This window comes from Nocardioides ginsengisoli (genome assembly GCF_039537225.1).
Classification (GTDB): Bacteria; Actinomycetota; Actinomycetes; order Propionibacteriales; family Nocardioidaceae; genus Nocardioides; species Nocardioides ginsengisoli.
In genome coordinates, this window is sequence record NZ_BAABAC010000003.1 from 193,095 (window position 1) to 216,169 (window position 23,075).

Here is a 23,075-nt window from a genome sequence, read left to right on the forward strand (position 1 = left end):
GTCATGGCCCACCCCGTCACCCCCGGCAGCATCGTCGTGGCCGCCGACGGCTCGAAGCACGCCGACCGCGCGCTGCTCTGGGCCGCCGAGCAGGCCGGCCTCGAGGGCCGTCCCGTCGTCGTGGTCACCGCCGACGAGGGCGACGTCCACCGCATCAACACCGAGGCCGTACGGCGGGTCCGCACGGCCGCGCCCGACGTCGAGGTCACCGGCCTCACCGCCGCCGGCGACCCGCGCGGCATCCTGGTCGAGCTCTCCCGCGAGGCGCACCTGGTGGTGCTCGGCTCCCGTGGCCGCGGCACCGTCCGCAGCATGCTGCTCGGCTCGGTCAGCGCGGCGGTCAGCCGGCTGGCGCTGTGCCCGGTCGTGGTCTGCCGTCCGCGCGCCGAGGACCACGTCGGTGAGGGCGTCATCGTCGGCGCCGACGGGACGCCCGAGTCGCTGTCGGTCATCGCGTTCGGCTTCGACCAGGCGTCGCGACGCGGCCTGCCGCTCACCGTCGTCCACTGCGTGTGGGACGTCGTCGCGGCCGTGGCCGGCCTGCGCAACGTGCGAGTCGACGACCTCGACCTGGGCGAGGGCGACGACGCCCACCTGCTGCTCGCCGAGTCCGTCGCGGGCTTCTCCGAGAAGTACCCGGACGTCCCGGTCGCCCTGCGCGTCACGCACGGACTCGTCGACGAGGTCCTCGGCGGCCGCTCCGCCGCCTGGGACCTGGTCGTCGTCGGCCGCCATCCGCTCGACTCGGTCGGGCGTCTGGTCACCGGGTCGATCGCCTCCGCCGTCGTCGAGCGGGCGCACACCACCGTCGCGGTGGTGCCGGAGCACCAGCTCTGACCGCCCGCCTCAGCGGTGCACGCGCAGCGCGAGGAACAGGTCGACCCGGTCGGCGGTCGACGCCAGGCTGCGGCCGGTGAGCTCCTCGACCCGCTTGAGCCGGTGGCGCAGCGTGTTGATGTGGACGTGCAGCGCGTCGGCGGTCTCCTGCCAGCGGCCGCCGTGGTCGAGGAACGCGGTCAGCGTGTGCAGCAGGTCGCTCCCCCGCTCGGCGTCGGCCGCGACGAGCGGACCGAGGACGGCGGCGCCGGTGGCGCGCAGCAGGGCCGGGTCCTGCAGGTCGAGCAGCAGGGTCGGGCTGGCGAGCTGGTCGTGCGAGAGCCACCCGGGTCGGCCGCGCGCCTCCAGCGTCTCGACCGCCTTGCGCGCCTCGAGGATGCTCACCCGCAGGTCGTCGGCCGGGCCGCGGCGACCGACGCCGACATAGCCCGTCAGCCCCTCCGGTACGACGGCCGGCGGCTGCGCGGCCACCACGACCACCTCGCCCGGCCGCTCGACCACGAGGCTGCCGGGCTCGACCAGCGCCTCGACGTCCGCGACCCCGATCCCGCGGACGACGAGCGCGGCGACCGCCGCGTCGGCCGGGATCCCGAGCAGCTCGAGGCGCTGGACGATGGCGGCCCGGTCGCCGACGCCGGACTCGATCCAGTCCAGGACCTCCAGCGCATAGCGCTGCTCGGTCGCGCGGATCGCCCGCTCCCGCTCGAGCTCCAGCGCGAGGAAGGGCATCGCGGTCGAGACCGCCGCCTGCAGGCCCACGTCGAGGTCGGCCATCTCCTCGGGGAGGAGCAGCGAGGCGTCGGCGAGGCCGGAGCCGATCACCGCCACCTCGTACGACGGCTCGGGCCGCTCGCCGTGGACCGCCCCCTGCGCGCGCAGGGCCACCGGCCGGCCGAGCAGCCGGCTCAGCACCCGCAGCACCGAGCCGACGCCGCGCTCGGCCCGCAACGCCGAGACCATCGCCGCGTGGTGGTCGAGCTGGCGGCGCAGCGGCGCCTCCCACTCGCTGCGCTTGGTGGCGACGAAGCGCTCGACGATCGCCACGAAGGGCGTGGAGACCGGGGCGACGAAGCAGGTGAGTCCGTGGGCGCGGGCGGCCACGACGACGTCGTCGGGCCAGGACTCGTCGGCGCTGACCAGTCCGTAGCCGAGCGCGGCGACGCCGGCCTCGGCCACCCGGGCGACGTACTGCTCGGCGGTCAGGCCGCTCGTGCGCCACACCCCCGCGGTGAGGACCACCTCGCCGCCGCGCAGGAAGCGGCCGGGGTCGGCCACCTCGATGATGTGGACCCAGCGCACGGGGAGGCCGAGGTTGCCCTCGACCTCGACGCGCAGCTCGAGCTCGGGGTCGCGGACCAGCTCCTCGACCAGCACGGGCTCATCGTAGGAGAGCGGACGCCTCGGCGGCGGCACCCTCCGGCGCGGCCGGCTCGACCGGCGCCTTGTCGTTGCCGAGCACCAGGTAGGCGAGGCCGCCCGCGAGTCCGGCCAGCAGCGGGCTGACGTCGATGCCGCCGGTCAGCTCGATGAGCGGGCCGTGCCAGATGGTGGTGTCGACCGACAGCAGCCCGACCGCGGTGCCGATCGCCCAGGAGACGACGGCGGGGATCGAGAAGCCGTGGGTGTACCAGTAGGCGCCACCGCGGGAGCGGCGGTTGAGGACCTGGAGCGCGTCGCCGTCGTACAGCCCTCGGGAGCGGCGGAAGCCGATCAGGGTGATGACCGCCCACGGCGTGCCGGCCGCGGTCATCAGCAGGACGAAGGCGGTGACCGCGTCGGCGGCGTCCCAGAGGAAGTAGCCGACGAAGACCAGGACCGTGGAGACCAGGCAGGCGACGGTGGTCGACTGGACGCGGCTCACCTTCGGCACGATCGCGTCGAGGTCGAGGCCCATCGAGTAGAGCAGTACGCCGGCGTTGCCGACCGTGCCGAGCAGACCGTTGATGAGCAGCAGGACCAGGAACCACGCGGGCGCCGCGGCGACCAGGCCGCCGACATAGTCGTCGGCGTTGCGGGTGGCGAACGCGGTGAACGTCCCGAACAGCTGGGCGATGAGGACGCCGGCCACCATGCCGCCGGTCGACGCGACGAGCACCCGCCGCTGCGAGTAGCGGGTGGGCGAGACGTAGCGGGTGTAGTCGCCGAGCAGGGTGATGAACGCGATCGGGCCGGAGATGCCGACGGCGACGAAGACCAGCAGCCAGGTGGGCCAGAAGCTGCCCAGCAGGTAGCCGCTGCCGAGCACCGGAGCCGGGTCGAAGGTCGGGGCGAAGGCGATCACGCCGGCGAGCATCAGGGCGGTCATGATCACGGCCAGGAACGAGCTGAGCCGGGTCAGCAGCCGGTAGCCGAACACGGCGACCAGGACGGCGCCGACCGCGAGCACGATGTAGCCGACCGCGTACGCGCCGTCGCCGTCCGGTGTGCCGAACAGCCGCTGGAGCGGGCCGACGACCGCCGCGCCACCGGTCCAGACGGTGAGGGCGGCATAGCCGAGCGAGAGCAGCAGGCCGATCGCCGACCCGATCAGCCGGCCTCGGACGCCGAACTGCGCGCCGCTGCTGGTCGACAGGTTGGTCGCCGTACGGAAGGAGACGAGGGCGAGCGGCGCCACCAGCAGGCAGCCGGCGAGCGTGCCGAAGACCTGCGCGGTCACGCTCTCCCAGAAGCTCAGCCCGAACGTCGCGGGCAGCCAGCCGAAGATGACGACGCCGAGGCAGAGGTTGGAGCCGACCAGGATGCCGACGACGTCGCGCGGGCGGCCGTTCCGGTCGGCGTCCGGGATGGTGTCGACGCCGTGCTGCTCGATCGCGGTCGAGACGTCGGGGTTCGCTGCCATGGCTGCTCCTTGGTCGGCTCCTGACTGTTCGTGCAGTCAGCAGGTTCGCTCCATGGTGAGCGTGCTCACAGGGCGGGCGGGATCGACGGAACCTCCAATCCGGGCCGGCCGCGTCGTGGGATCGCACAAGGGCCACCGGGCCGCGCAAGGTCTCGCCGGGCACCGCGCGAGCGTCTCGCGAACCCCCTTCCCGAATATGAGCGAATCACTAGAGTTAATGCCATGACCTCCCTCCGCACCCAGCTCAACGGCGTCGACCTCGACGCCGTCGGCGGCCTCGTCGCCGCCGTCCGCGACGAGCCCGCCCGGGCCCGGACGACCTGGGCCGCGCACGTGACCTGGGACGGCGCCTTCACCTCCACCGCCACGGTCCGCGGCTTCGCGCCCATCCCCTCCGACGAGCCGCCCGCCCTCGGCGGCGGCGACACGGCGCCCAACCCCGTCGAGCAGCTGCTCGGCGCGCTGGGCAACTGCCTCGCGGTCGGCTACGCCGCCAACGCGACCGTTGCCGGCATCGAGCTGCGCGACCTCCGCGTCGACCTGCGCGGCGACCTCGACCTCCAGGTCTTCCTGGGGCTCGCCGAGGGCCACGCCGGCTTCGACCGGATCGAGGCGACGGTCACCATCGACTCCCCCGCACCGCGTACGGCGCTCGAAGAGCTCCACGCGAAGGTGCTGGCCAGCTCACCGGTCGGGCATACGCTGCGCCATCCGGTCCCGGTCGAGGTCACCCTCGTCTGAGCTGGTCAGCACCAGGAGCGGACGCCTCGTGGCGTCAGGTCGCGGTCACGCAGCACGACGCCGAGCCGGTCGCCGTACGCCGCGCAGGTGCGCCGGAAGTCGCGGCGGCGGTACTCGATGACGAGCACCCGGTCGCCGTACGACGCCACGTAGGCGCCGCACTCGTCGTACCGTCCGCACTCCTCGGCCACCGCGAAGTCGAAGCCGATCCGCCGCCCGTCGAGCTCGGCCCAGTTCTTCTGGCCGACAGTGAGGCCCGCGGCGTGGGCGCGCGCCGTGAGCAGCCGCGCGTAGCGGCGGGCGTGGCGGGGCCGGATCAGGCCGTGGCTGCGGGTGAACGAGTCGAGGTTGTCGAGCTCGACGGCGTCGTACCCGTCGCGGGCGCAGCGGTCGATCCAGCGCTCGACGATCCGGGCCAGCCGCTGCCGCCGCTCCGGCGTGCGGATGTCGAGCAGCCACTCGCCCCACGCGGAGTCGACGACCGGGCGGCCGCCGTCGCGCAGGACGAGGGCGCGGTGGCGGCGCCAGAGGCGGCTCTCGTCGGGCTGGGTCTGGAAGGCGTTGACGTAGCAGACGTTGTAGCGGCCGGGAGCGGGCGCGGCCCGGCGGTCGCGGACGACGACCCCGACGTTGGGGGCGGGCGCGACGGCGCCGCCGAGCTGGTAGTCGACGTCGACGCCACCCGGCAGCGGCGTGGGAGGCGCAGGCGACGGCGTCACCGCGACCACCAGCGCCAGGAGCAACGCTGGCAGCATCAGTGGATCAGCTCGCGCCAGTTCTGCGGCACCCGCCCGCGCGGCCCCGGCGCCGGCTGGTCGTCGGGATGGCTGGTGGGAGCGGCGAGCTCGGGGCCTGCGTAGTAGTCCTCGCTGGCGTAGTCCCAGAACCAGTCCTCGCCCGGCTCGTACGACTGCACGATCGGATGCCCGCTCCCGCGGAAGTGCGCCGACGCGTGCTGCGCCGGCGAGCTGTCGCAGCAGCCGATGTGGCCGCACGCCGCGCATCGCCGCAGGTGGACCCACCACCCGCCGGCCGCGTCGCAGTCGACGCAGCCGGCGCCGGTCGGAGGTACGTCGGGCGCGATCGCGGGGATCTCCTCGGCCATGGTCACGACCCTAGGTCATGCCGGGCCATCGGTCGCGTCGCGAGCGGGCGAAGCGAGGCGGGCAGTGGCTGGATTCGCCTGGTTTTCTGCGGAAAAAGTGCGGCAATTCCTACCCAGGTACCTAGCCACGAGGGGCTCAACATGTTGGGGTAGGGGTATGCCTCGCGACACCGCCTCCGCCACCAGCACCGCCCCGGTGCTGACCCGGCTGCGCGCCGAGGCCGAGGTCCGCCACGCCTCGCTCATCCGCGAGTGGGCCGACATCGTCACCTGGGCCGAAGACAACATCGTCGAAGGCGTCGAGGGCGCGGCCACGGTCCGCGAGGGCTTCATCGACACCGGCCTGCCCCTGGCCGGCGACGGCGCCCCGCTGGTCTCGGAGTTCGCGCTCATGGAGCTCGTGGCCGTCCTCGGTCGCTCGCCCGACGGCGGCCGCGCCTACGTCGGGCGGATCGTGGGCTGCGCCTGGCGCCTGCCCCACGTGTGGGCCGCCGTCATGGCCGGACGCCTGGCGCCGTGGCGGGCCGAGCGGATCTCCGACATGGTCGGCCCGCTCTCCGCCGAGGCGGCTGCGTTCGTCGATCGCAACCTGTTCAACGCCTCCGGCGTCGGCTGGGCCCAGCTCGACCGGCTGATCGCCGAGGCGATCCTCCGGTTCGACCCCGATCGCGCCGAGGCCGAGCGCGCGGCCGCGGCCGACCAGCGCTACGTCGACATCGACGAGCCCAACAGCAACGGCCAGGCGTCCATCTCCGGCCTGCTCGACGCCGCCGACGCCCACGACCTCGACGACGCCATCGCCCGCCGCGCCACGCTGCTGGGGAGCCTGGGCAGCGCGGCCTCCCTCGACGTCCGCCGCTCCCAGGCCGTCGGCGAACTGGCCCGGGCCGACTTGATGCTTGATCTGGAGGGTGCGCCGGCTCGGCGAGCGACGATCAACGTCCACATCACCGACACCACGCTCTCGGGCGACAACCCCGTCGCCCGGTGGAACGACCGGCCCATCAGCGCCGAGCAGGTCCGCGAATGGCTGGGATCGGCGACCACCGTGGTGGTGCGACCGGTGATCGACCTCGCCGAGCACATCCCGGTGACGTCGTACGAGATCCCCGACCGCCACCGCACCAGCGTCGAGCTCCGCGACCACACCTGCCGCTTCCCCCACTGCGGCCGCAAAGCCCGCTCGTGCGACCTTGATCATGCGCGACCGCACGGCCGAGGCGGCCCCACCTGCCCCTGCAACCTCGTCCCGCTCTGCCGGCGCCACCACCGCGCCAAGACCCACAGCCACTGGCGCTACGAGGTCACGAAGCCGGGCACCTATCAGTGGACCAGCCCCAACGGCTTCACCTGGCAGGTCGACCACCGCGGCACCCACCCCCACCCACTCCGAACATGAGTCACGAAAGCAGCGCACTCACCTACCCACCGCTGGACAGGGGTGTACCGGCAACAACCGCTGGCCGACAGCGAGCCGCAACCACCCACCTCAACCACAGCGACGCGCCACCACGCCATCGATAACCAAACCTGGCACCGCGCGGACCTCAACCCGCAGGGACCAGCACCCCTCCAGACACAACCCACGCCCTCCACGGCGTGCGCGCCGTGGCGCGGTGATCCGGGTCGACGCCCACGATCCGCCCGCCCGGCAGGACGACGGTCACGTGCTTCGCGTCCTCGTCGAGGCGCGCGTCCGCCACCAGGTCGGCCGGCAGGCGCCATGCCTTCGACTCCCAGTCGTACGCCGACGAGTGCCCGTGGACCTGGCTGACGGGGAGCTCCGCGCCGATCCAGGACGCCGTCAGCTCGGTCGCCGCGGCGGCCCACAGCGGCCCGGCGAGCGGGTCGGCGTCGCGACCCTGCAGCATGCAACCGGCCCGGAAGAGCGCCGGGGCGTCGGCGCGCGCCAGCGCCGCAAGGGCGGCCGCGATCTCCGCGGCGGACGTCGGCGCGCCCAGTACGTCGCGCCAGAAGGGCGCCGTGATCCCGGCGTGCGTGACCACGAACGACTCGCCGTCGACGGAGAGCGCCGCCGCCGGGCGCATCAGCCCCTCACGCCACCAGGACCGCACCCGGTCCGAGGCCGACGGGTCGAGCGCGGGCGACCACTGGAAGGCCCGCGGCCGCACGTACTGGGCCTCGTGGTTGCCGATCAGCTGCACCCACCGCCCCGGCTGGCGTCGCAGATAGCCGTCGACCTGGCGGACGACCTCCTCCGAGTCCGGCCCGCGGTGCACCAGGTCGCCCACCTGGACGACGGTCAGGTCGGCCGGGATCGGCCCGCGGCCGTCGTCCGGCACGCCGAGCCGCGCGAGCTCGTCCCTGAGCGCTGCGGCGTGGCCGCCCACATCGCCGATGACCGCGATCGTCATCGGCCCCACGACTCCGGGTCGTCGTACAGCGCGACATTGTCCATCCGGCGCTGGACGGCGGCGATCTCGCGGACCGCGCGGCTGATGATGCTGCGGTCGATCGCCGAGACCGCCTGCAGGTCGACCCGGTCACTGGGCGCCTCGCCCTGCTCGATCTGCCGCAGCTGGTGGCGCAGCCGCAGCCGCTGCAGCACCTCGAACACCTCGACCAGCGCGAGCGCCTGCGCGGTCGGCAGGACCGTCGTCCCCGACGCGGCGCGCAACCGCTCGGTCGTCGGCAGCGCCGAGGAGCCCACGCTGAGCGCGGCCCAGCGGGCCAGGTTGACGATGGGCAGCAGCGCGTGGGACTTGAGGTCGAAGTCGCGCCGGTCGCGGATCACGCGCATCCGGGCGCGCCGCGAGAGCGACTCCTGCAGCAGCAGCCGCATCGTGCCGGGGTGGCGGCGCAGCCCCGCGAACACCTGCGCCACCGCGGGCAGCCCCGGGTCGCCGTAGATCGGGCGGCCGTCGACGAGCAGCGAGGTCATCATCGCGCCGTTGTTGCTGGCGGGCGCGGCTAGCCACTGCTCCCCCGCCGCGCGCCAAGCGGCGTTGGTCCGCGAGAACAGCGGCCGGGCCGCGGTGGCGCCGTGCTGGTCGCCGGTCAGGCCGGCTGCGGCGAGCGCGTCGGCGATCTCGCCGAAGGCCAGCCGGTAGCGCACGATGTCGTCGGCCGTGACCGCGTCGTCGAAGGCCGCCGCGGAGTCGATGTCGGAGCTCGGCACCGCCTCGCCGCGACCGTTGCTGCCGAGCGAGAGCCAGGTGAAGGCATCCGGGTCGAGGGCGGGGTGGCGTGCGAAGATCAGCTCGACCATGCGTCGTACGGTCGTGTCGAGCATCGCGGTGTGGACCGTGATCACCTTGCCCGACGCGAGCCCGCCGTCGAGCAGCGTCGCCAGGACGCCGGGGATCCCGCGCGCCCGGGTCTGCAGCTCCTCCACGCTGCCCGCGCGGCGCAGCTGCTCGTGCAGCGACACCCCCGCCGTGGTCGAGGAGACCATGAAGTCCCGCGGCTCGACCGAGCCGCGCAGCGAGCCGTCGCGGTCGACGACGAGCACATAGTCGGCGCGCCGGTCGAGCAGCACGATCAGCGCCTCCGCGGCCGACGACCCGCTCACGACCTGGTTCGGGGTCTCCGCGACGACCAGCTCGCCCACCGGCGTGGTGGCGCGGACGTCGCCCGCCAACACCCGCTCACGCAGCATCCGGTCGGTGATCATCCCCCACCCCTGCGGCAGCCGTACGGCGGCGTAGCCGTGGTTGGCCGAGGTCATCGTGCGCGCGACGTCGATGACCCGGTCGGCCGGCGCCACGATCACCGGCTCGCTGATGACCAGCTCGTCGACGACGACATAGGCCGGCGACTCCGAGGCGGGCGGCCCGGCCAGACGGTCCGGTACGACGACGGGCCGGTCGCCCGCGAGCAGCTCGGAGACCTTCGCGGCCGAGAGCCGGATGACCTGCACCTGACCGGAGGACACCGCGAGCGGCCCGATCGCCCGCCCGGTCAGCGTGGCGTCGAGCCCGAAGACGTCACCCGGGCCGAGCACCAGGTCCGGCGCCTCCGACGGGCCCTCCGGCTCGACCCACAGGTCGACCTTCCCCGACACGATGACGAAGACGTGCCGCGGCATCGCCGTGAACGCGTCGAGCAGCACCACCTCGTCGGCGTGCTGCTCGACGCGGGCGCCGCGAGCCAGGTCGCGGCGCTCGGCGTCGGTGAGCTGGTCGAACGGCGGCGTCGTCGCGAGGGTCGCCAGGACGTCCACGGTCACGGGTCAGGCGGTGCCCGGCGTCGGCGGGCCGGGGATGTCGTAGCCCGAGTCGCCCACCGACCGCTTCAGCGCCGCCTCCCACGAGCCGTCGTCGACGTACTGCTTCAGCGCCTCGTCGACCTGGTCGACGAGCTGCTGGTCGCCCTTCTTGACGCCGATGCCGTAGCGCTCGTCGGTGAAGCCCTTGCCGACGACCTTGAGCTTGCCCTTGTAGCGGCTCTCGGCGGCGTAGCCGGCGAGGATCAGGTCGTCGGTGGTGACCGCGTCGACCTTGCCGGCGAGCAATGCGCTCACACACTGGGAGTAGCGCGGGTACTCCTTGAGCGTGATGTGGCCCTTGTAGTGCGCGCGGACGTAGTCGGACGACGTCGTACCGGTCACCGAGCACAGGGTGCGGTCGTTGAGCGTCTCCGGCCCGGTGATGTCGGTGTCGTTGCGCCGGATCAGCAGGTCCTGGTGGGCGACGAAGTAGGGCCCCGCGAAGGAGACCTCCTGCTTGCGCTGGTCGGTGATCGAGTAGGTCGCGACGATCAGGTCGGCCTCCCCGCTCTCGAGCAGCCGCGCCCGGTCCTCGGGGTCGGCGCGCACCCAGGTGATGTCCTTCGCGGCGACGCCGAGCGCCTTGGCCACGTAGGTCGCGGTGTCGACGTCGAAGCCGCGGTAGGTGTCGCCGTCCTTGAAGCCGACGCCGGGCTCGTCGAAGGAGATGCCGATGGTGAGCTTGCCGCCCGCGTGGGCGCCCTTGACCAGGTCAGGCGACTTGATCTCGCCGTCGCTGCCGCACGCGGCCAGGGTCGTCGCCAGGACGGCGAGCGCGGTCGCGAGCGCGGTCCGCATGACGGTGGTCCTCATGCCTCGATCTCCCCGCCGACCGGGAACGGCTCCTCGTCGACGTACCGCGGGCCGTCGTCGGTCCACACCGACTGCATCCGCCCGCCGGTGTCGGCGACGACATTGGGCCGGACGACGAGCCAGCCGACCCACAGCACCAGCGCGATCACCGGGATGCCGATGACCACGACGATGAAGTTCGTCTTGTGCCAGAAGTATGGCGACGCCTGCCACCCCGAGATCGCCATGCCGACGACCACCAGCGCCAGGAACACCAGCCCGACGATCGACGTCCACGGCGACCAGGGCGCGGGGAACGGACTCGGTGGGATCACCCCCCGGTCGGTGAGCCGCCGCAGCCGGATCTGGCACAGGAAGATCGACGCCCAGGTGAAGATCACGCCGATCGCGGCCGCCTCGAGCGCGATCTCGAAGGCGTCGGGCGCCAGCGCGTTGAGCAGCGCGCCGAAGACGTAGACGACCGAGGTCATCGCGATGCCCGCCCACGGCACGCCCGAGGCGCTCATCTTGAGCGTGAAGCCGGGCGCCTGCTTGGACATGCCGAGACTGCGCAGCACCCTGCCGGTGGAGTAGAGCCCGGAGTTGAGGCTCGACATCGCGGCGACGATGAGGATCACCTGGATCGCGGCGCCCATCCAGTTCAGCCCCAGCCGGTCGAAGACCGTCACGAACGGGCTGATGCCGGCGACGAACTCCGAGGTCGGCAGCATGCAGACCAGCAGCAGGATCGACCCGCAGTAGAACACGCCGATCCGCATGATGACCGCGTTGACGGCCTTCGGCACCTCACGCTGGGCGTCCTCCATCTCGCCCGCGGCGACACCGACCATCTCGATCGCGGCGTAGGCGAAGATCACGCCCGACATCACCAGAATCGGGCCGTACCAGTTGAAGCCGCCGGACGCCGGCCAGAAGCCGCCCGGGTTGCTCCAGAGGTTCTGGACGCCGGCCTGGTGGCCGCCGATGTCGAACGTCCCGACCACCACGACCAGGCCGACGACGAGGAAGACCACGATCGCCGCGACCTTGAGGATCGCCGCCCAGAACTCGAACTCGCCGAACGCCCGCGCCGAGAGCAGGTTGATCGCCAGCACCACCGCGAGCGCGATGAGCACGGTGATCCACGCCGGCAGGTTGGGGAACCAGTACTGCATGTAGAGCCCGACCGCGGACAGCTCCGCGATGCCGGTCAGCGCCCAGTTGAGCCAGTACATCCAGCCGGTGATGTAGGCCGCGCCCTCGCCGTAGAACTCCCGCATGTAGGACACGAACGCGCCGGACGTCGGCCGGTGCAGCACCAGCTCGCCCAGCGCCCGCATCAGGAAGTAGGCGATCACGCCGACGAAGGCGTAGCTGAACAGCAGCGCGGGTCCGGTGCTGTGCAGTCGCGACGCCGAGCCGAGGAAGAGCCCCGTGCCGATCGCGCCGCCGATCGCGATCATCTGGACGTGTCGTCGGCCGAGCGTCTGCTTGTAGCCGACCTGCTCCGCATCCAGCGCCGAATGGGCGCCCTCCACCTGGGTCATGCACACCCTCCTCGGTGAGCGCCGGCCCCGAGTGGCTGGCGCGATCTGCGTCCCGCATCGTCCACCCGTGACGCACCGCAACACAAGGTGCGGTGTGTGAGGGATCACCAGGGAGAGGGCTCGTAGTCCTTCACGAAGCAGCCGTAGAGGTCCTCGCCGGCCTCGCCGCGCACGATCGGGTCGTAGACGCGCGCCGCGCCGTCGACCAGGTCGAGCGGGGCGTGCCAGCCCTCGGCGGCGATGCGCAGCTTCTCGTGGTGCGGCCGCTCGTCGGTGATCCAGCCGGTGTCGACGGCGGTCATCAGGATCTTGTCGGTCTCGAACATCTCGCCCGACGAGGTCCGGGTCATCATGTTGAGCGCGGCCTTGGCCATGTTGGTGTGCGGGTGGCCGGCGCCCTTGTAGCGACGGGAGAACTGCCCCTCCATCGCCGACACGTTGACGATGTAGGCGCGGCGCGCGCCGGCCTGCACGGCCGCCCGCAGCGCGGGGCGCAGCCGCGAGTTGATGAGGAAGGGCGCGATCGAGTTGCAGAACTGCACCTCGAGCAGCTCGAGCGGGTCGACCTCGTCGAGCACCTGGGTCCAGGAGTTGTTGGTCTGGACGTCGGGAATCAGGCCGCCCGCGTCGATCGCCGTGCCGGCGAGGTGCGACTCGAGCGACGCGCTGCCGGCCTTGAGCGCGAGCGCGGTCAGGGACGCCGCGTTGTGGGCGGCGAGCGCCGCCTCGGCCGACTCGCCGTCGTGGTGGGCGACCGCGGTGGTCGACAGCGCGCCGGCGATGGCGGCCGGGTGGGCCTCGGAGATCCGGTCGAAGGTGACCATCTCGGGCAGCGCCTTCACGCCCAGTGACTCCGCGCTCGGCAGGGCCGCGTTCTCGCCGTCGATGAGGTGGGAGTAGGCGCCCGGGAGCCGTCGTACGGTCTGGCAGGCGTTGTTGATGATGATGTCGAGCGGTCCGTCGGCGGCGACGTCGTCGGTCAGTGCGATCACCTGGGTGGGGTCGCGCAGGTCGATGCCGACGACCTTGAGCCGGTGCAGCCAGTCGGCGGAGTCGTCCATCGCCGCGAACCGCCGTACGGCGTCCTTCGGGAAGCGGGTCGTGATCGTGGTGTGCGCGCCGTCGCGCAGCAGCCGCAGCGCGATGTACATGCCGATCTTGGCCCGGCCGCCGGTCAGCAGCGCACGCTTGCCGGTGAGGTCGGTGCGCTGGTCGCGCTTGGCGTGGCTCATCGCGGCGCAGCGCGGGCACAGCCAGTGGTAGAAGGCGTCGACAAGGGTGAAGTCCTCCTTGCAGATGTAGCACCCGCGCGCGGTGAGCAGCTCGCCCGCGAAGGCCCCCTTCGCCGTCGAGACCAGCGGGATGCCGGCGGTCTCGTCGTCGATGCGCATCTTCGACCCGGTCGCCGTGAGCTCGATGATGTCCTGGTCGTGGCGCTGCCGCTCCATCCGGATCTCGGCGCGCCGCTGCTTCTTGATCAGCTTGTACATGTACGACGCGGCGCGCTTCATGGTGCGCACGTCGTCGTGGTCGGGGTCGAGCTGCGGGACCTGCGCGAGGACCTTCAGGGTGATCGCCAGCTCGTCGGGGTCGATCCGGGTCAGCGGCGCGGGGTCGGGGTGATGCACCGGCAGATCGTACGTGCGCGGACGCCCGGATGCCGTATGCTCCCCCTCACAACTCCACATCGCGCTGTTCGAACCCCAGCGGGAGAGTCTCCGACCCACGAGGACGGAGCGCCGAAGGAGCAAATCTCCCCAAGAATCTCTCAGGCACCCCTGACCGCTGGGACGAGGCGAACTCTGGAAAGTCGGACCGGATCCACCGGCCCGCACCCACGGTGCAAGCCGTCCGACCGGACGGTGAAGCTCTCAGGTAGCGATGACAGAGCGGGGAGGCAACCCAGCCACGAGTGCGGCGTCAGCCGTGCTCTCCACGAGGAAGCCTCCCACATGACCACGACCCCTTCAGGGACCCCGCGGCTCACCCCGCTGCACGACGTGCACCGCGAGCTCGGTGCGTCGTTCACCGACTTCGCGGGCTGGCAGATGCCGGTCCGCTACGGCTCCGAGACCGCCGAGCACCGCGCCGTCCGCACCCAGGCCGGGCTCTTCGACCTCACCCACATGGGCGAGATCGAGCTGACCGGCCCCGGCGCCGGCGCCGCCCTCGACTTCGCGCTGGTCGGCCGGCCGTCCGCGATCGGCGTGGGCCGCGCGCGCTACTCGATGATCTGCGCCGAGGACGGCGGGATCATCGACGACCTGGTCGTCTACCGCCTCGCCGACGAGCACTTCATGGTCGTCGCCAACGCGAGCAATGTCGCGGTCGTGGCGCCCGAGATCGCCGCCCGCGCCGAGAAGTACGACGTCGAGGTCCGCGACACCTCCGCCGAGTGGGCGCTCCTCGCCGTCCAGGGCCCGGCCTCGGCGGCGATCGTCGCCGAGCTGACCGAGCTCGACGTGCCGTCGCTGAAGTACTACGCCATCGACGCGGGCACGCTCGCCGGCATCGACGTGCTGCTCGCCCGCACCGGCTACACCGGCGAGGACGGCTTCGAGGTCTACTGCCGTCCCGCCGACGCCGCCGCGATCTGGGCCGCGCTCAGCAAGGCCGGCGAGGCGCACGGCCTGATCCCCGCGGGCCTCGCCTGCCGCGACACGCTGCGCCTGGAGGCGGGCATGCCGCTCTACGGGCACGAGCTCAACCGCGACATCACACCCTTCGAGGCCAACCTCGGCCGAGTCGTCGTCCTCGACAAGCCCGACGGCTTCGTCGGCCAGGACGCGCTCGCGCGGCGCAAGGAGGAGGGCCCGCAGCGGGTCCTCGTCGGGCTGGTCTCGTCGGGCCGCCGCTCCCCCCGCGCCGGCTACGCCGTCGTCGACCCGGCCACCGGCGCCGAGGTCGGCGAGGTCACCAGCGGGTCGCCGTCCCCCACGCTGGAGAGGCCGATCGCGATGGCCTACGTGCCGCCGTCCCTCGCGGCCGTCGGCACCCGCCTCGCCGTGTCGCTGCGCGGCACCCTCGAGGACGCCGAGATCGTCGGGCTCCCCTTCTACAACCGCAACCGCTGAGACTTCCAGGAGACCATCATGAGCAACCCCACGCACCTCCAGTACACCGCCGAGCACGAGTGGATCGCCGTCGACGGTGAGAACGCCAAGGTCGGCGTCACCGCCTACGCCGCCGACGCCCTGGGCGACGTCGTCTACGTCGACCTCCCCGAGGTCGGCGCCACCATCACCGCCGGCGAGTCCTGCGGCGAGCTCGAGTCGACCAAGTCGGTCAGCGACCTCTACGCCCCCGTCACCGGCGAGATCGTCGAGGTCAACGCGGCCGTCGACGCCGACCCGAGCCTGATCAACAGCGACCCGTTCGGCGAGGGCTGGCTGTTCGTCGTCAAGGTCACCGAGACCGGCGAGCTGCTCGACGCCGCCGGCTACCAAGCCCTCCTGGAGGACTGATGAGCCAGCAGCGGATGCTCGACGAGTCGCTCGCGAGCTTCGACCCCGACGTCCACGCGGCGATCACCGCCGAGCTGGCCCGGCAGCAGGGCACGCTCGAGCTGATCGCGTCGGAGAACTTCGCCCCCGTCTCCGTGATGGAGGCGCAGGGCTCGGTCCTGACCAACAAGTACGCCGAGGGCTACCCCGGCCGCCGCTACTACGGCGGCTGCGAGCACGTCGACGTCATCGAGCAGCTCGCGATCGATCGGGTCAAGGAGCTCTTCGGCGCCGAGGCCGCCAACGTGCAGCCGCACTCCGGCGCGCAGGCCAACGCCGCCGCGATGTTCGCCCTGCTCGACCCGGGCGACACGATCCTCGGCCTCGACCTCGCGCACGGCGGTCACCTGACCCACGGCATGCGGATCAACTTCTCCGGCAAGCTCTACGACGTGGTCGCCTACCACGTCGACGACACCGACTTCCGGGTCGACATGGCCGAGGTCGAGCGGCTCGCGCTCGAGCACCGGCCGAAGCTGATCGTGGCCGGGTGGTCGGCGTACCCGCGCCAGCTCGACTTCGCCGAGTTCCGCCGGATCGCGGACCTGGTGGGCGCCTACCTGATGGTCGACATGGCCCACTTCGCCGGCCTGGTCGCCACGGGCCTGCACCCGAGCCCGGTCCCCCACGCCGACATCGTCACCACCACGACGCACAAGACGCTCGGCGGCCCGCGCGGCGGCGTCATCCTCAGCAAGGCCGAGCTGGCGAAGAAGATCAACAGCGCGGTCTTCCCCGGCCAGCAGGGCGGTCCGCTCGAGCACGTGGTCGCGGCCAAGGCGGTGGCCTTCAAGATGGCCGCCTCGCCGGAGTTCAAGGAGCGCCAGGAGCGCACGCTCGAGGGCGCACGCATCCTCGCCGAGCGGCTCACCCGGCCGGACGTCGTCGAGGCGGGCGTCTCCGTCCTGACCGGCGGCACCGAGGTCCACCTGGTGCTCGTCGACCTGCGCGACTCCGAGCTCGACGGCCAGCAGGCCGAGGACCGGCTCCACTCGATCGGCCTCACCGTCAACCGCAACGCCGTCCCGTTCGACCCGCGCCCGCCGATGGTGACCTCGGGCCTGCGGATCGGCACGCCGGCGCTCGCCACCCGCGGCTTCGGCGCCGAGGCCTTCGCCGAGGTCGCCGACGTGATCGCCGAGGCGCTCAAGCCGTCGTACGACGAGGGCGTGGCCGCCAAGCTGCGCGAGCGCGTCGCGGCCCTCGCCGCGGCACACCCGCTCTACCCGGAGCTCTCGTGACCGCCGTCGTGCCGGAGGGGCGCAAGCTCCTCCGGCTCGAGGTGCGCAACGCCGAGACGGCGATCGAGCGCAAGCCGTCGTGGATCCGCGTCCAGCCGAAGATGGGCCCGGAGTACCGCGGGCTGAAGAAGCTGGTGCAGTCGGAGGGCCTCCACACCGTGTGCGAGGAGGCCGGCTGCCCCAACATCTTCGAGTGCTGGGAGGACAAGGAGGCCACCTTCCTCATCGGCGGCGACCAGTGCACCCGACGCTGCGACTTCTGCCAGATCGACACCGGCAAGCCCCAGCCGCTCGACCGCGACGAGCCCCGGCGGGTCGCGGAGTCGGTGCGGACGATGGGCCTGAAGTACGCCACCATCACCGGCGTCGCCCGTGACGACCTCGCCGACGGCGGCGCCTGGCTGTACGCCGAGACGGTCCGCGCGATCCACGACCTCAATCCCGGCACTGGTGTCGAGAACCTGATCCCCGACTTCAACGGCCGGGCGGAGCTCCTGGCCGAGGTGTTCGCGTCGCGGCCCGAGGTGCTGGCGCACAACGTGGAGACGGTGCCGCGGATCTTCAAACGGATCCGCCCCGGCTTCCGCTACGAGCGCTCGCTCGACGTCCTCACCCAGGCCCGCGCCTTCGGCCTGGTGACGAAGTCGAACCTGATCCTGGGCATGGGCGAGACCCGCGAGGAGGTGTCGCAGGCGCTGCGCGACCTGCACGCGGCGGGCTGCGAGCTGGTCACGATCACCCAGTACCTGCGGCCGTCGGTCCGGCACCACCCGGTCGAGCGGTGGGTCAAGCCCGAGGAGTTCGTCGAGCTGGAGGCCGAGGCCGAGGAGATCGGGTTCAGCGGCGTACTCTCCGGACCGCTCGTGCGCTCCTCCTACCGTGCCGGACGGTTGTACCGTCGAGCTATGGAACTCAGGAGCGCCTGATCCTCATGGCTTTGAGTGTCTTCGACCTCTACTCGATCGGCATCGGGCCGTCGTCCTCGCACACGGTCGGCCCGATGCGTGCCGCGCGCATCTTCGCCGAGGGGCTCGCCACCGACGGCGAGCTCCCTCGGGTCGCGCGCGTCAAGGCCGAGCTGTTCGGCTCGCTCGGCGCGACCGGCCACGGCCACGGCTCGGTGAAGGCCGTCATCCTCGGACTCGAGGGTGACGACCCGGCAACCACCGACACCACGACGTACGACGCCCGCGTGGCGGCGATCCTCGAGCGCCGCGAGCTCAACCTCGCCGGCGCGAAGGTGGTCCACTTCGAGGACGACGACGTCGTCATGCACCGGCGTCAGTCGCTCCCTGCCCACCCCAACGGCATGATCTTCACCGCCTACGACGACGCGGGCGCCGAGCTGCGCGCGCGGACGTACTACTCCGTCGGCGGCGGCTTCGTCGTCGACGAGGCGGCGGCCGGTGCCGACCGCGTGGTCGCCGACGACACGGTCCTCCCCTACCCGTTCACCACGGGCGGCGAGATGCTCGCGGTCTGCGAGCGCGAGGGCATGCGCGTGTCCGACGTGATGATGGCCAACGAGCTGACCTGGCGCAGCGAGGCCGACGTCCGCGCGGGCCTGCTGGAGATCTGGCGGGTGATGGCCGAGTGCGTCGAGGAGGGCTGCCACCAGGAGGGCGTCCTCCCGGGCGGGCTCAAGGTCCCGCGGCGGGCCCCCGAGCTCTACGCCAAGCTCTGCGAGCGCGGCAGCGAGGACCCGCTCGACGTCATCGACTGGGTCAACCTGTTCGCGCTGGCGGTCAACGAGCAGAACGCGTCGGGTGGCCGGATCGTCACCGCGCCGACCAATGGCGCGGCCGGCATCGTGCCCGCCGTCCTGCACTACTGGGTGCGCTTCGTCGCGACGGGCCGCCCGCCCGAGCAGGTCGACGACGGCATCGTCCGCTTCCTGCTCACGGGTGCGGCGATCGGCATCCTGGCCAAGACCAATGCGTCCATCTCGGGCGCCGAGGTCGGCTGCCAGGGCGAGGTCGGCTCGGCCTGCGCAATGGCGGCCGGCGCGCTCGCCGAGGTGCTGGGCGGCACGCCCCCGCAGGTCGAGAACGCCGCCGAGGTCGGCATCGAGCACAACCTCGGCCTCACCTGCGACCCGGTCGGTGGTCTGGTCCAGATCCCGTGCATCGAGCGCAATGCGATCGCGTCGGTGAAGGCGATCAACGCGGCCCGCCTGGCGATCCACGGCAACGGCTCCCACAAGGTCAGCCTCGACAAGGCGCTCAAGACCATGCGGGAGACCGGGGCCGACATGAAGACGAAGTACAAGGAGACCTCGCGCGGCGGTCTCGCCGTCAACGTCATCGAGTGCTGACCGCTGCCCGGGGCCGAGCGCCCCGGGCAGAACTCCTTCGATCTCCCGTGTTCCGGTCGATGAGACCGTTGTCCCCGGAAAGACCGATAGGAGCACCGCCGTGGTACGTCGCTTCGTCCACGCAGGACTCCCTGCGGTGGGCTTCGCGGCAGCCGACGCCGCGGCAGTGCTGCTCGGCCGCGCCACCCGGCTGGAGGAGTCGCAGATCTCGCTCGTCTGGCCGGCCGCCGCGGTCGGCGTTCTCTGGGCGCTCTACCTCCGCGGCCTGTCGCGCCGCCGGGCCGCCGTCAACTGGCTGCTCATGGGTGGCGTCAACATCGCCGTGGTGCTGGGGACGGACGCCGAGCCGGCCGTCGCCGTGTGGTTCGCCGGGGTCAACATGGCCCTGGCCGCGGTCACCAGCGAGGTGCTGGCCCGCGGGCGCCCGAGCGTCGTCCTGCGCGAGCCGGCCGATCTGGCCCGGCTGGTCGTCGCGGTCAGCGCCGGGACCGTCGTCGCCGCGACGCTCTCCATCGCCTTCCTCGCCTCTGTCGGACACGGCGACCTGCCCGAGACGTTCGCCCTCTTCGCGGTGCGCAACGGGGTCACCGCGCTCACCGGGGTCGCGATCGTGCTCCGGCTGCGCGACGCCCAGTGGCGCCGTCCGCGGTGGACCGGCGCGTGGATCGCGGAGACCCTCGCCTGCGCGGTCGTCACCGCCGTCGTCTTCGGCCGGGTGTACTGGTTCAACCCCGGCCATCCGATCGCCTTCGCCGTGATGCTGCCGGCGCTGTGGGTGGCGCTGCGCTACTCGACCACCACCAGCACCGTGTTCACCGGCATCGGCGGCGCGTCCATCGTCGCCGCGACGCTGCTCGACCGCGGCGCGCTGCACGGCCTGCCGCCGGAGCAGCAGGCGGTCCTCGCCCAGGGCATGGTCGGCAGCCTGACCCTCGTCGTCCTGGCGATGGCGCTCTTCCGCGACTCGCGCAACGCCCTCATCGCCGAGCTGAGCCACCTCGCGCTGCACGACCCGCTGACCGGCCTCGCCAACCGCACCCTGCTCAACCAGCGCCTCGAGGCGGCCCTGGCCCACGGCGCCCCCGGCACCGTCGGCGTGCTGATGCTCGACCTCGACGGCTTCAAGCTGGTCAACGACGCCTGGGGTCACGACGAGGGCGACCTGCTGCTCGGCGAGATCGCCCGGCGCCTGGTCCAGGAGACCCGGCCCACCGACACCGTCGCGCGGCTCGGCGGCGACGAGTTCGTCGTGATGTGCCCGGACGTCGGCGACCCCGCCGAGCTCGAGATGTACGCCGAGCGGATCCGCCGCGCCGTCGCCCGGCCCTACGGTCTGGCCAGCGACGCGCCGTACGACCGGATCACGGCCAGCGTCGGCTGCGCCGTCTCCGACCGGTCGAGCACGCCGCGCAGCCTGATGGCGCGGGCCGACCACCGGATGTACGAGACCAAGCGCGCCGCCCGCGCACGGACCTTCACAGGCGCGGCAGCACGCTCCGCACGATGACCAGCAGCGCCTCCCGCAGCAGGAGGTGCGCCTGGTCGCGGGTGAGTGCCCCGCCGCGGGTCCACTCGCGGATCGCGCCGCGCGCCAGCTCGCCGTACGCGCGGACGGTGGCGAGCGCCGCCGTACCCTCGGGGTCGACACCCACCATCTGCAGCACCCGCCGGGCGGCGAGGTCCTGGGCGTCGTCGAGGATCGCCCGCACCTCGGCGTCCTCACCGACGCCCTCGGCCGCCTGGACCGTCAGGTAGGTCGCGCGCTCCGGCGTGATCGAGCCGAGGAACCAGGTCACCGCGACGTCGACCCGCTCCTCCAGCGGGCCGGTCGGCAGCGGCACCGGCTCGAGCGATCCGGTCGACATCGACCCGGCCGTGGCGTCGTACCTGATGCGGCTGACGACGCTGCAGAACTTCCCGCGGTCCCTCCGCCTGCTCGCACCCTTCCTCGTCTTCGTGACCACCGGCTTCCTGCCGCCGCTGTTCCGCGAGGCGATGGGGCTGGCCTGGAGCCCGCGCAAGCAGCGCCGCTTCGAGCGGCTGCTCCCCCGGCCGCTGCGGATCTTCCCGTTCAACCTGTGGCTCGCCGACATGCGGCTGCGCCGCCGGCTGCGCCGTCCCCTCGTCTGACCCGTCCCCCTCGTCCCTCGTCTCATCGGGACGGCGGTGCTGGGGCTGTCGAAGAGCTACGAGGACTGCTGGCGCGAGAGCGCCCGCGCCACCATCGGCAGCGTGTCGGCGGGGACGCCCGGGCTGTAGCGGTAGCCCTGCACCTCGTCGCAGCCGCGCTCGCGCAGGTAGCGCTCCTGGACCTCGGTCTCGACGCCCTCCGCGACCACGGTCATGCCGAGCGCGTGCGCCATCACGATGATCGCGTCGACGATCGCCGCGTCGGTGTCGGCGCGGGTGATCTCCTGGATGAACGAGCGGTCGATCTTGATCTTGTCGATCGGGAAGCGGGTCAGGTAGGCGAGGCTGCTGTAGCCACGGCCGAAGTCGTCGACCACGATCGTCACGCCGATCGAGCGCAGCGCGTCGAGCATGTCGACGACGTCGCCGCGGTCCTCGAGCAGCAGGCCCTCGGTGATCTCGACCTCCAGCTGGGACGGTTCGATGCCGGCGGCGACGACGGCCGCGGCGACCTCCTCCAGCCACGCGCTCCCCCGCAGCTGGCGTGGCGAGACGTTGACGGCCAGGCGGAGTGGCTGGCCGAGCTCCTCCTGGATGCGCGCCAGGCCCTGGCACGCCGTACGGAGCACCCAGCCGCCGAGCGGGACGATCAGGCCGCCGTCCTCGGCCACGGGGATGAACTGGTCGGGCGGCACCGGGCCGAGCACCGGGCTCATCCAGCGCACCAGCGCCTCGATGCCGACGACCTCGCCGGTCGCGAGGTCGATCTGCGGCTGGTAGGCCAGCGAGAGCTCGCCCACCTCGAGCGCCTGCCGGAGGGCGGCCGACAGCGCGAGCCGGCCGTCGTTCTCCTCGACCATCCAGGGCTCGAACCAGCGCAGCACGTTCCGGCCGGCGCCCTTGGCCTGGTACATCGCGATGTCGGCGTGCTTGAGCAGGGTGACCGGGTCGGCGCCGTCGACCGGGAAGCAGGTGCCGCCGACGCTGCCGGTGACGACCAGCTCGTAGCCGTGCACGATGACGGGAGCGAGGACGTCGACCATCAGCTGCTCCAGGCGCCGGTCGAGCTCGGGCCCGGGCCGGATGTCGTGCAGCACCATGACGAACTCGTCGCCGCCGGCCCGCGCGACCAGGTCGCCGGAGCGGGTCCAGGCGAGCAGGCGCTCGGCCACGACGAGGATCAGCTCGTCGCCGATGTGGTGACCGAGCGAGTCGTTGACCCGCTTGAAGTGGTCGAGGTCGAGCAGCACCAGCGCGAACTGGCTGTCCTCCGCCGACGCGCGCTCCAGCGCCCGCTCGAGGTGGCGGACGAGCAAAGTGCGGTTGGGCAGGTTGGTCAGGCTGTCGTGGGTCACCAGGTGCTCGACGCGCTGCCGCGCCTCCAGCCGGTGGGTGATGTCGTAGGCGACGACAAGGAAGCCGGGCTCGCCGGTCTCGGTGTCCTCCAGCGGGACGACGGACTCCTGCACGGGCGCGAGCGTCCCGTCGCGGCGGCGGTAGACCCACTCGGCGTCGTCGCCGGTCACCTCGACCAGGACCGGCGTCCCGTCGTGGTAGCGCGCGCGCTCGATGCCGTCGATGGCGGTCAGCGGGGCGCCGAGGAGCTCGTCGGCGTCGTACCCGAGGAGGTCGATGGCCGCGGGGTTCACGTCGCGGATCCGGCCGCGGACGTCGGTGACGATCACGCTGAACGGGACGGCGTCCAGGATGGTGCGTCGCACCGCGAGGCCCTTCGCTCGCGTCTTCATCCCACCTCCGTCCCGGACCTGCGACCCGGCAGCAGACCGGGCGTGACCCT

At 72.4% G+C, this 23,075-nt stretch carries 21 protein-coding genes and 2 riboswitches; of the genes, 10 read left to right on the top strand and 11 right to left on the bottom strand.

Annotated features, from left to right (window positions below; all coding sequences use genetic code 11):
* Positions 1-3: 3 nt before the first annotated feature.
* Positions 4-837, top strand: a complete 834-nt coding sequence (locus tag AB4880_RS00935; RefSeq protein ID WP_367917318.1) for a universal stress protein — start codon at positions 4-6, stop codon at positions 835-837.
* Between the two features lie 9 nt (positions 838-846).
* Here AB4880_RS00935 and AB4880_RS00940 read toward each other — a convergent pair whose 3' ends face one another.
* Positions 847-2,211 (bottom strand): PucR family transcriptional regulator, encoded by a 1,365-nt coding sequence (locus AB4880_RS00940; protein ID WP_367917319.1) that lies wholly within the window; start codon positions 2,209-2,211, stop codon positions 847-849.
* 4 nt (positions 2,212-2,215) lie between these two features.
* The gene (locus AB4880_RS00945; protein WP_367917320.1) at positions 2,216-3,676 is read right to left on the bottom strand and encodes a purine-cytosine permease family protein; all 1,461 of its coding nucleotides are present in this window, start codon (positions 3,674-3,676) and stop codon (positions 2,216-2,218) included.
* A gap of 222 nt (positions 3,677-3,898) precedes the next feature.
* Between AB4880_RS00945 and AB4880_RS00950 the strand changes: the two genes are divergently transcribed.
* A complete protein-coding gene (locus AB4880_RS00950) occupies positions 3,899-4,417 on the top strand; it encodes an OsmC family protein (protein ID WP_367917321.1) in 519 nt (172 codons plus the stop codon).
* A 5-nt stretch (positions 4,418-4,422) separates the two neighbouring features.
* Here the strand turns inward: AB4880_RS00950 and AB4880_RS00955 are convergent, their stop codons facing one another.
* Together AB4880_RS00955 and AB4880_RS00960 are read right to left on the bottom strand one after the other, a co-directional pair.
* Entirely contained in the window at positions 4,423-5,172 is a 750-nt protein-coding gene (locus AB4880_RS00955; RefSeq protein ID WP_367917322.1) for an endo alpha-1,4 polygalactosaminidase, read from the bottom strand.
* Positions 5,172-5,522 carry a UBP-type zinc finger domain-containing protein gene (locus tag AB4880_RS00960; RefSeq protein WP_367917323.1) on the bottom strand — a complete coding sequence of 117 codons (351 nt, stop codon included), beginning with the start codon at positions 5,520-5,522 and terminating at the stop codon, positions 5,172-5,174. The genes AB4880_RS00955 and AB4880_RS00960 overlap by 1 nt, the downstream gene beginning before the upstream one ends.
* A gap of 157 nt (positions 5,523-5,679) precedes the next feature.
* Between AB4880_RS00960 and AB4880_RS00965 the strand changes: the two genes are divergently transcribed.
* Positions 5,680-6,921, top strand: coding sequence for an HNH endonuclease signature motif containing protein (locus AB4880_RS00965; protein ID WP_367917324.1), 1,242 nt, complete (start codon positions 5,680-5,682; stop codon positions 6,919-6,921).
* 148 nt (positions 6,922-7,069) lie between these two features.
* Here the strand turns inward: AB4880_RS00965 and AB4880_RS00970 are convergent, their stop codons facing one another.
* The 5 genes from AB4880_RS00970 to AB4880_RS00990 form a co-directional block, all read right to left on the bottom strand.
* Entirely contained in the window at positions 7,070-7,897 is an 828-nt protein-coding gene (locus AB4880_RS00970) for a metallophosphoesterase (RefSeq protein ID WP_367917325.1), read from the bottom strand.
* A complete protein-coding gene (locus AB4880_RS00975; protein ID WP_367917326.1) occupies positions 7,894-9,711 on the bottom strand; it encodes a putative nucleotidyltransferase substrate binding domain-containing protein in 1,818 nt (605 codons plus the stop codon). The genes AB4880_RS00970 and AB4880_RS00975 overlap by 4 nt, the downstream gene beginning before the upstream one ends.
* A gap of 3 nt (positions 9,712-9,714) precedes the next feature.
* Positions 9,715-10,563 carry a glutamate ABC transporter substrate-binding protein gene (locus AB4880_RS00980; protein ID WP_367917327.1) on the bottom strand — a complete coding sequence of 283 codons (849 nt, stop codon included), beginning with the start codon at positions 10,561-10,563 and terminating at the stop codon, positions 9,715-9,717.
* Positions 10,560-12,089 (bottom strand): amino acid permease, encoded by a 1,530-nt coding sequence (locus tag AB4880_RS00985; RefSeq protein WP_367917328.1) that lies wholly within the window; start codon positions 12,087-12,089, stop codon positions 10,560-10,562. The genes AB4880_RS00980 and AB4880_RS00985 overlap by 4 nt, the downstream gene beginning before the upstream one ends.
* Positions 12,090-12,193: 104 nt before the next feature.
* The gene (locus AB4880_RS00990) at positions 12,194-13,717 is read right to left on the bottom strand and encodes an SDR family NAD(P)-dependent oxidoreductase (protein WP_367917329.1); all 1,524 of its coding nucleotides are present in this window, start codon (positions 13,715-13,717) and stop codon (positions 12,194-12,196) included.
* A gap of 69 nt (positions 13,718-13,786) precedes the next feature.
* Positions 13,787-13,884, top strand: a riboswitch (glycine riboswitch).
* Positions 13,885-13,987: riboswitch (glycine riboswitch) on the top strand.
* A gap of 54 nt (positions 13,988-14,041) precedes the next feature.
* Here AB4880_RS00990 and gcvT point away from each other — a divergent pair.
* The 6 genes from gcvT (at position 14,042) to AB4880_RS01020 (ending at position 20,654) form a co-directional block, all read left to right on the top strand.
* A complete protein-coding gene (gcvT, locus tag AB4880_RS00995) occupies positions 14,042-15,163 on the top strand; it encodes a glycine cleavage system aminomethyltransferase GcvT (protein ID WP_367917330.1) in 1,122 nt (373 codons plus the stop codon).
* Positions 15,164-15,181: 18 nt separating this feature from the next.
* Complete coding sequence (gene gcvH, locus AB4880_RS01000; protein WP_367917331.1) at positions 15,182-15,553, top strand: glycine cleavage system protein GcvH; 372 nt, start codon at positions 15,182-15,184, stop codon at positions 15,551-15,553.
* On the top strand, positions 15,553-16,833 hold the full coding sequence (gene glyA / locus AB4880_RS01005; RefSeq protein ID WP_367917332.1) for a serine hydroxymethyltransferase: 1,281 nt from the start codon (positions 15,553-15,555) through the stop codon (positions 16,831-16,833). Before gcvH ends, glyA begins: the two co-directional genes overlap by 1 nt.
* Positions 16,830-17,759: a lipoyl synthase gene (lipA, locus tag AB4880_RS01010; protein ID WP_367917333.1), complete on the top strand. Its 930-nt coding sequence runs from the start codon at positions 16,830-16,832 to the stop codon at positions 17,757-17,759. The genes glyA and lipA overlap by 4 nt, the downstream gene beginning before the upstream one ends.
* Positions 17,760-17,764: 5 nt before the next feature.
* Positions 17,765-19,147 carry an L-serine ammonia-lyase gene (locus AB4880_RS01015; protein ID WP_367917334.1) on the top strand — a complete coding sequence of 461 codons (1,383 nt, stop codon included), beginning with the start codon at positions 17,765-17,767 and terminating at the stop codon, positions 19,145-19,147.
* Between the two features lie 100 nt (positions 19,148-19,247).
* Positions 19,248-20,654, top strand: a complete 1,407-nt coding sequence (locus tag AB4880_RS01020; RefSeq protein ID WP_367917335.1) for a diguanylate cyclase domain-containing protein — start codon at positions 19,248-19,250, stop codon at positions 20,652-20,654.
* Here the strand turns inward: AB4880_RS01020 and AB4880_RS01025 are convergent.
* The gene (locus AB4880_RS01025; RefSeq protein WP_367917336.1) at positions 20,623-21,012 is read right to left on the bottom strand and encodes a hypothetical protein; all 390 of its coding nucleotides are present in this window, start codon (positions 21,010-21,012) and stop codon (positions 20,623-20,625) included. The two genes, AB4880_RS01020 and AB4880_RS01025, sit on opposite strands and share 32 nt — an antisense overlap.
* Before the next feature lie 10 nt (positions 21,013-21,022).
* On the opposite strand from AB4880_RS01025, the gene AB4880_RS01030 reads away from it, so the two are divergent.
* A complete protein-coding gene (locus AB4880_RS01030; RefSeq protein ID WP_367917337.1) occupies positions 21,023-21,277 on the top strand; it encodes an oxygenase MpaB family protein in 255 nt (84 codons plus the stop codon).
* Between the two features lie 56 nt (positions 21,278-21,333).
* Here the strand turns inward: AB4880_RS01030 and AB4880_RS01035 are convergent, their stop codons facing one another.
* The gene (locus AB4880_RS01035; protein WP_367917338.1) at positions 21,334-23,025 is read right to left on the bottom strand and encodes a putative bifunctional diguanylate cyclase/phosphodiesterase; all 1,692 of its coding nucleotides are present in this window, start codon (positions 23,023-23,025) and stop codon (positions 21,334-21,336) included.
* Between the last annotated feature and the right edge of the window lie 50 nt (positions 23,026-23,075).

Coding starts and splice junctions, on each gene's coding strand:
- AB4880_RS00935 (WP_367917318.1), top strand. CDS start 4: ATGGCCCACCCCGTCACCCCCGGCAGCATCGTCGTGGCCGCCGACGGC.
- AB4880_RS00945 (WP_367917320.1), bottom strand. CDS start 3,676: ATGGCAGCGAACCCCGACGTCTCGACCGCGATCGAGCAGCACGGCGTC.
- AB4880_RS00950 (WP_367917321.1), top strand. CDS start 3,899: ATGACCTCCCTCCGCACCCAGCTCAACGGCGTCGACCTCGACGCCGTC.
- AB4880_RS00955 (WP_367917322.1), bottom strand. CDS start 5,172: ATGCTGCCAGCGTTGCTCCTGGCGCTGGTGGTCGCGGTGACGCCGTCG.
- AB4880_RS00960 (WP_367917323.1), bottom strand. CDS start 5,522: ATGGCCGAGGAGATCCCCGCGATCGCGCCCGACGTACCTCCGACCGGC.
- AB4880_RS00965 (WP_367917324.1), top strand. CDS start 5,680: ATGCCTCGCGACACCGCCTCCGCCACCAGCACCGCCCCGGTGCTGACC.
- AB4880_RS00970 (WP_367917325.1), bottom strand. CDS start 7,897: ATGACGATCGCGGTCATCGGCGATGTGGGCGGCCACGCCGCAGCGCTC.
- AB4880_RS00980 (WP_367917327.1), bottom strand. CDS start 10,563: ATGAGGACCACCGTCATGCGGACCGCGCTCGCGACCGCGCTCGCCGTC.
- AB4880_RS00985 (WP_367917328.1), bottom strand. CDS start 12,089: ATGACCCAGGTGGAGGGCGCCCATTCGGCGCTGGATGCGGAGCAGGTC.
- gcvT (WP_367917330.1), top strand. CDS start 14,042: ATGACCACGACCCCTTCAGGGACCCCGCGGCTCACCCCGCTGCACGAC.
- gcvH (WP_367917331.1), top strand. CDS start 15,182: ATGAGCAACCCCACGCACCTCCAGTACACCGCCGAGCACGAGTGGATC.
- glyA (WP_367917332.1), top strand. CDS start 15,553: ATGAGCCAGCAGCGGATGCTCGACGAGTCGCTCGCGAGCTTCGACCCC.
- AB4880_RS01015 (WP_367917334.1), top strand. CDS start 17,765: ATGGCTTTGAGTGTCTTCGACCTCTACTCGATCGGCATCGGGCCGTCG.
- AB4880_RS01025 (WP_367917336.1), bottom strand. CDS start 21,012: ATGTCGACCGGATCGCTCGAGCCGGTGCCGCTGCCGACCGGCCCGCTG.
- AB4880_RS01035 (WP_367917338.1), bottom strand. CDS start 23,025: ATGAAGACGCGAGCGAAGGGCCTCGCGGTGCGACGCACCATCCTGGAC.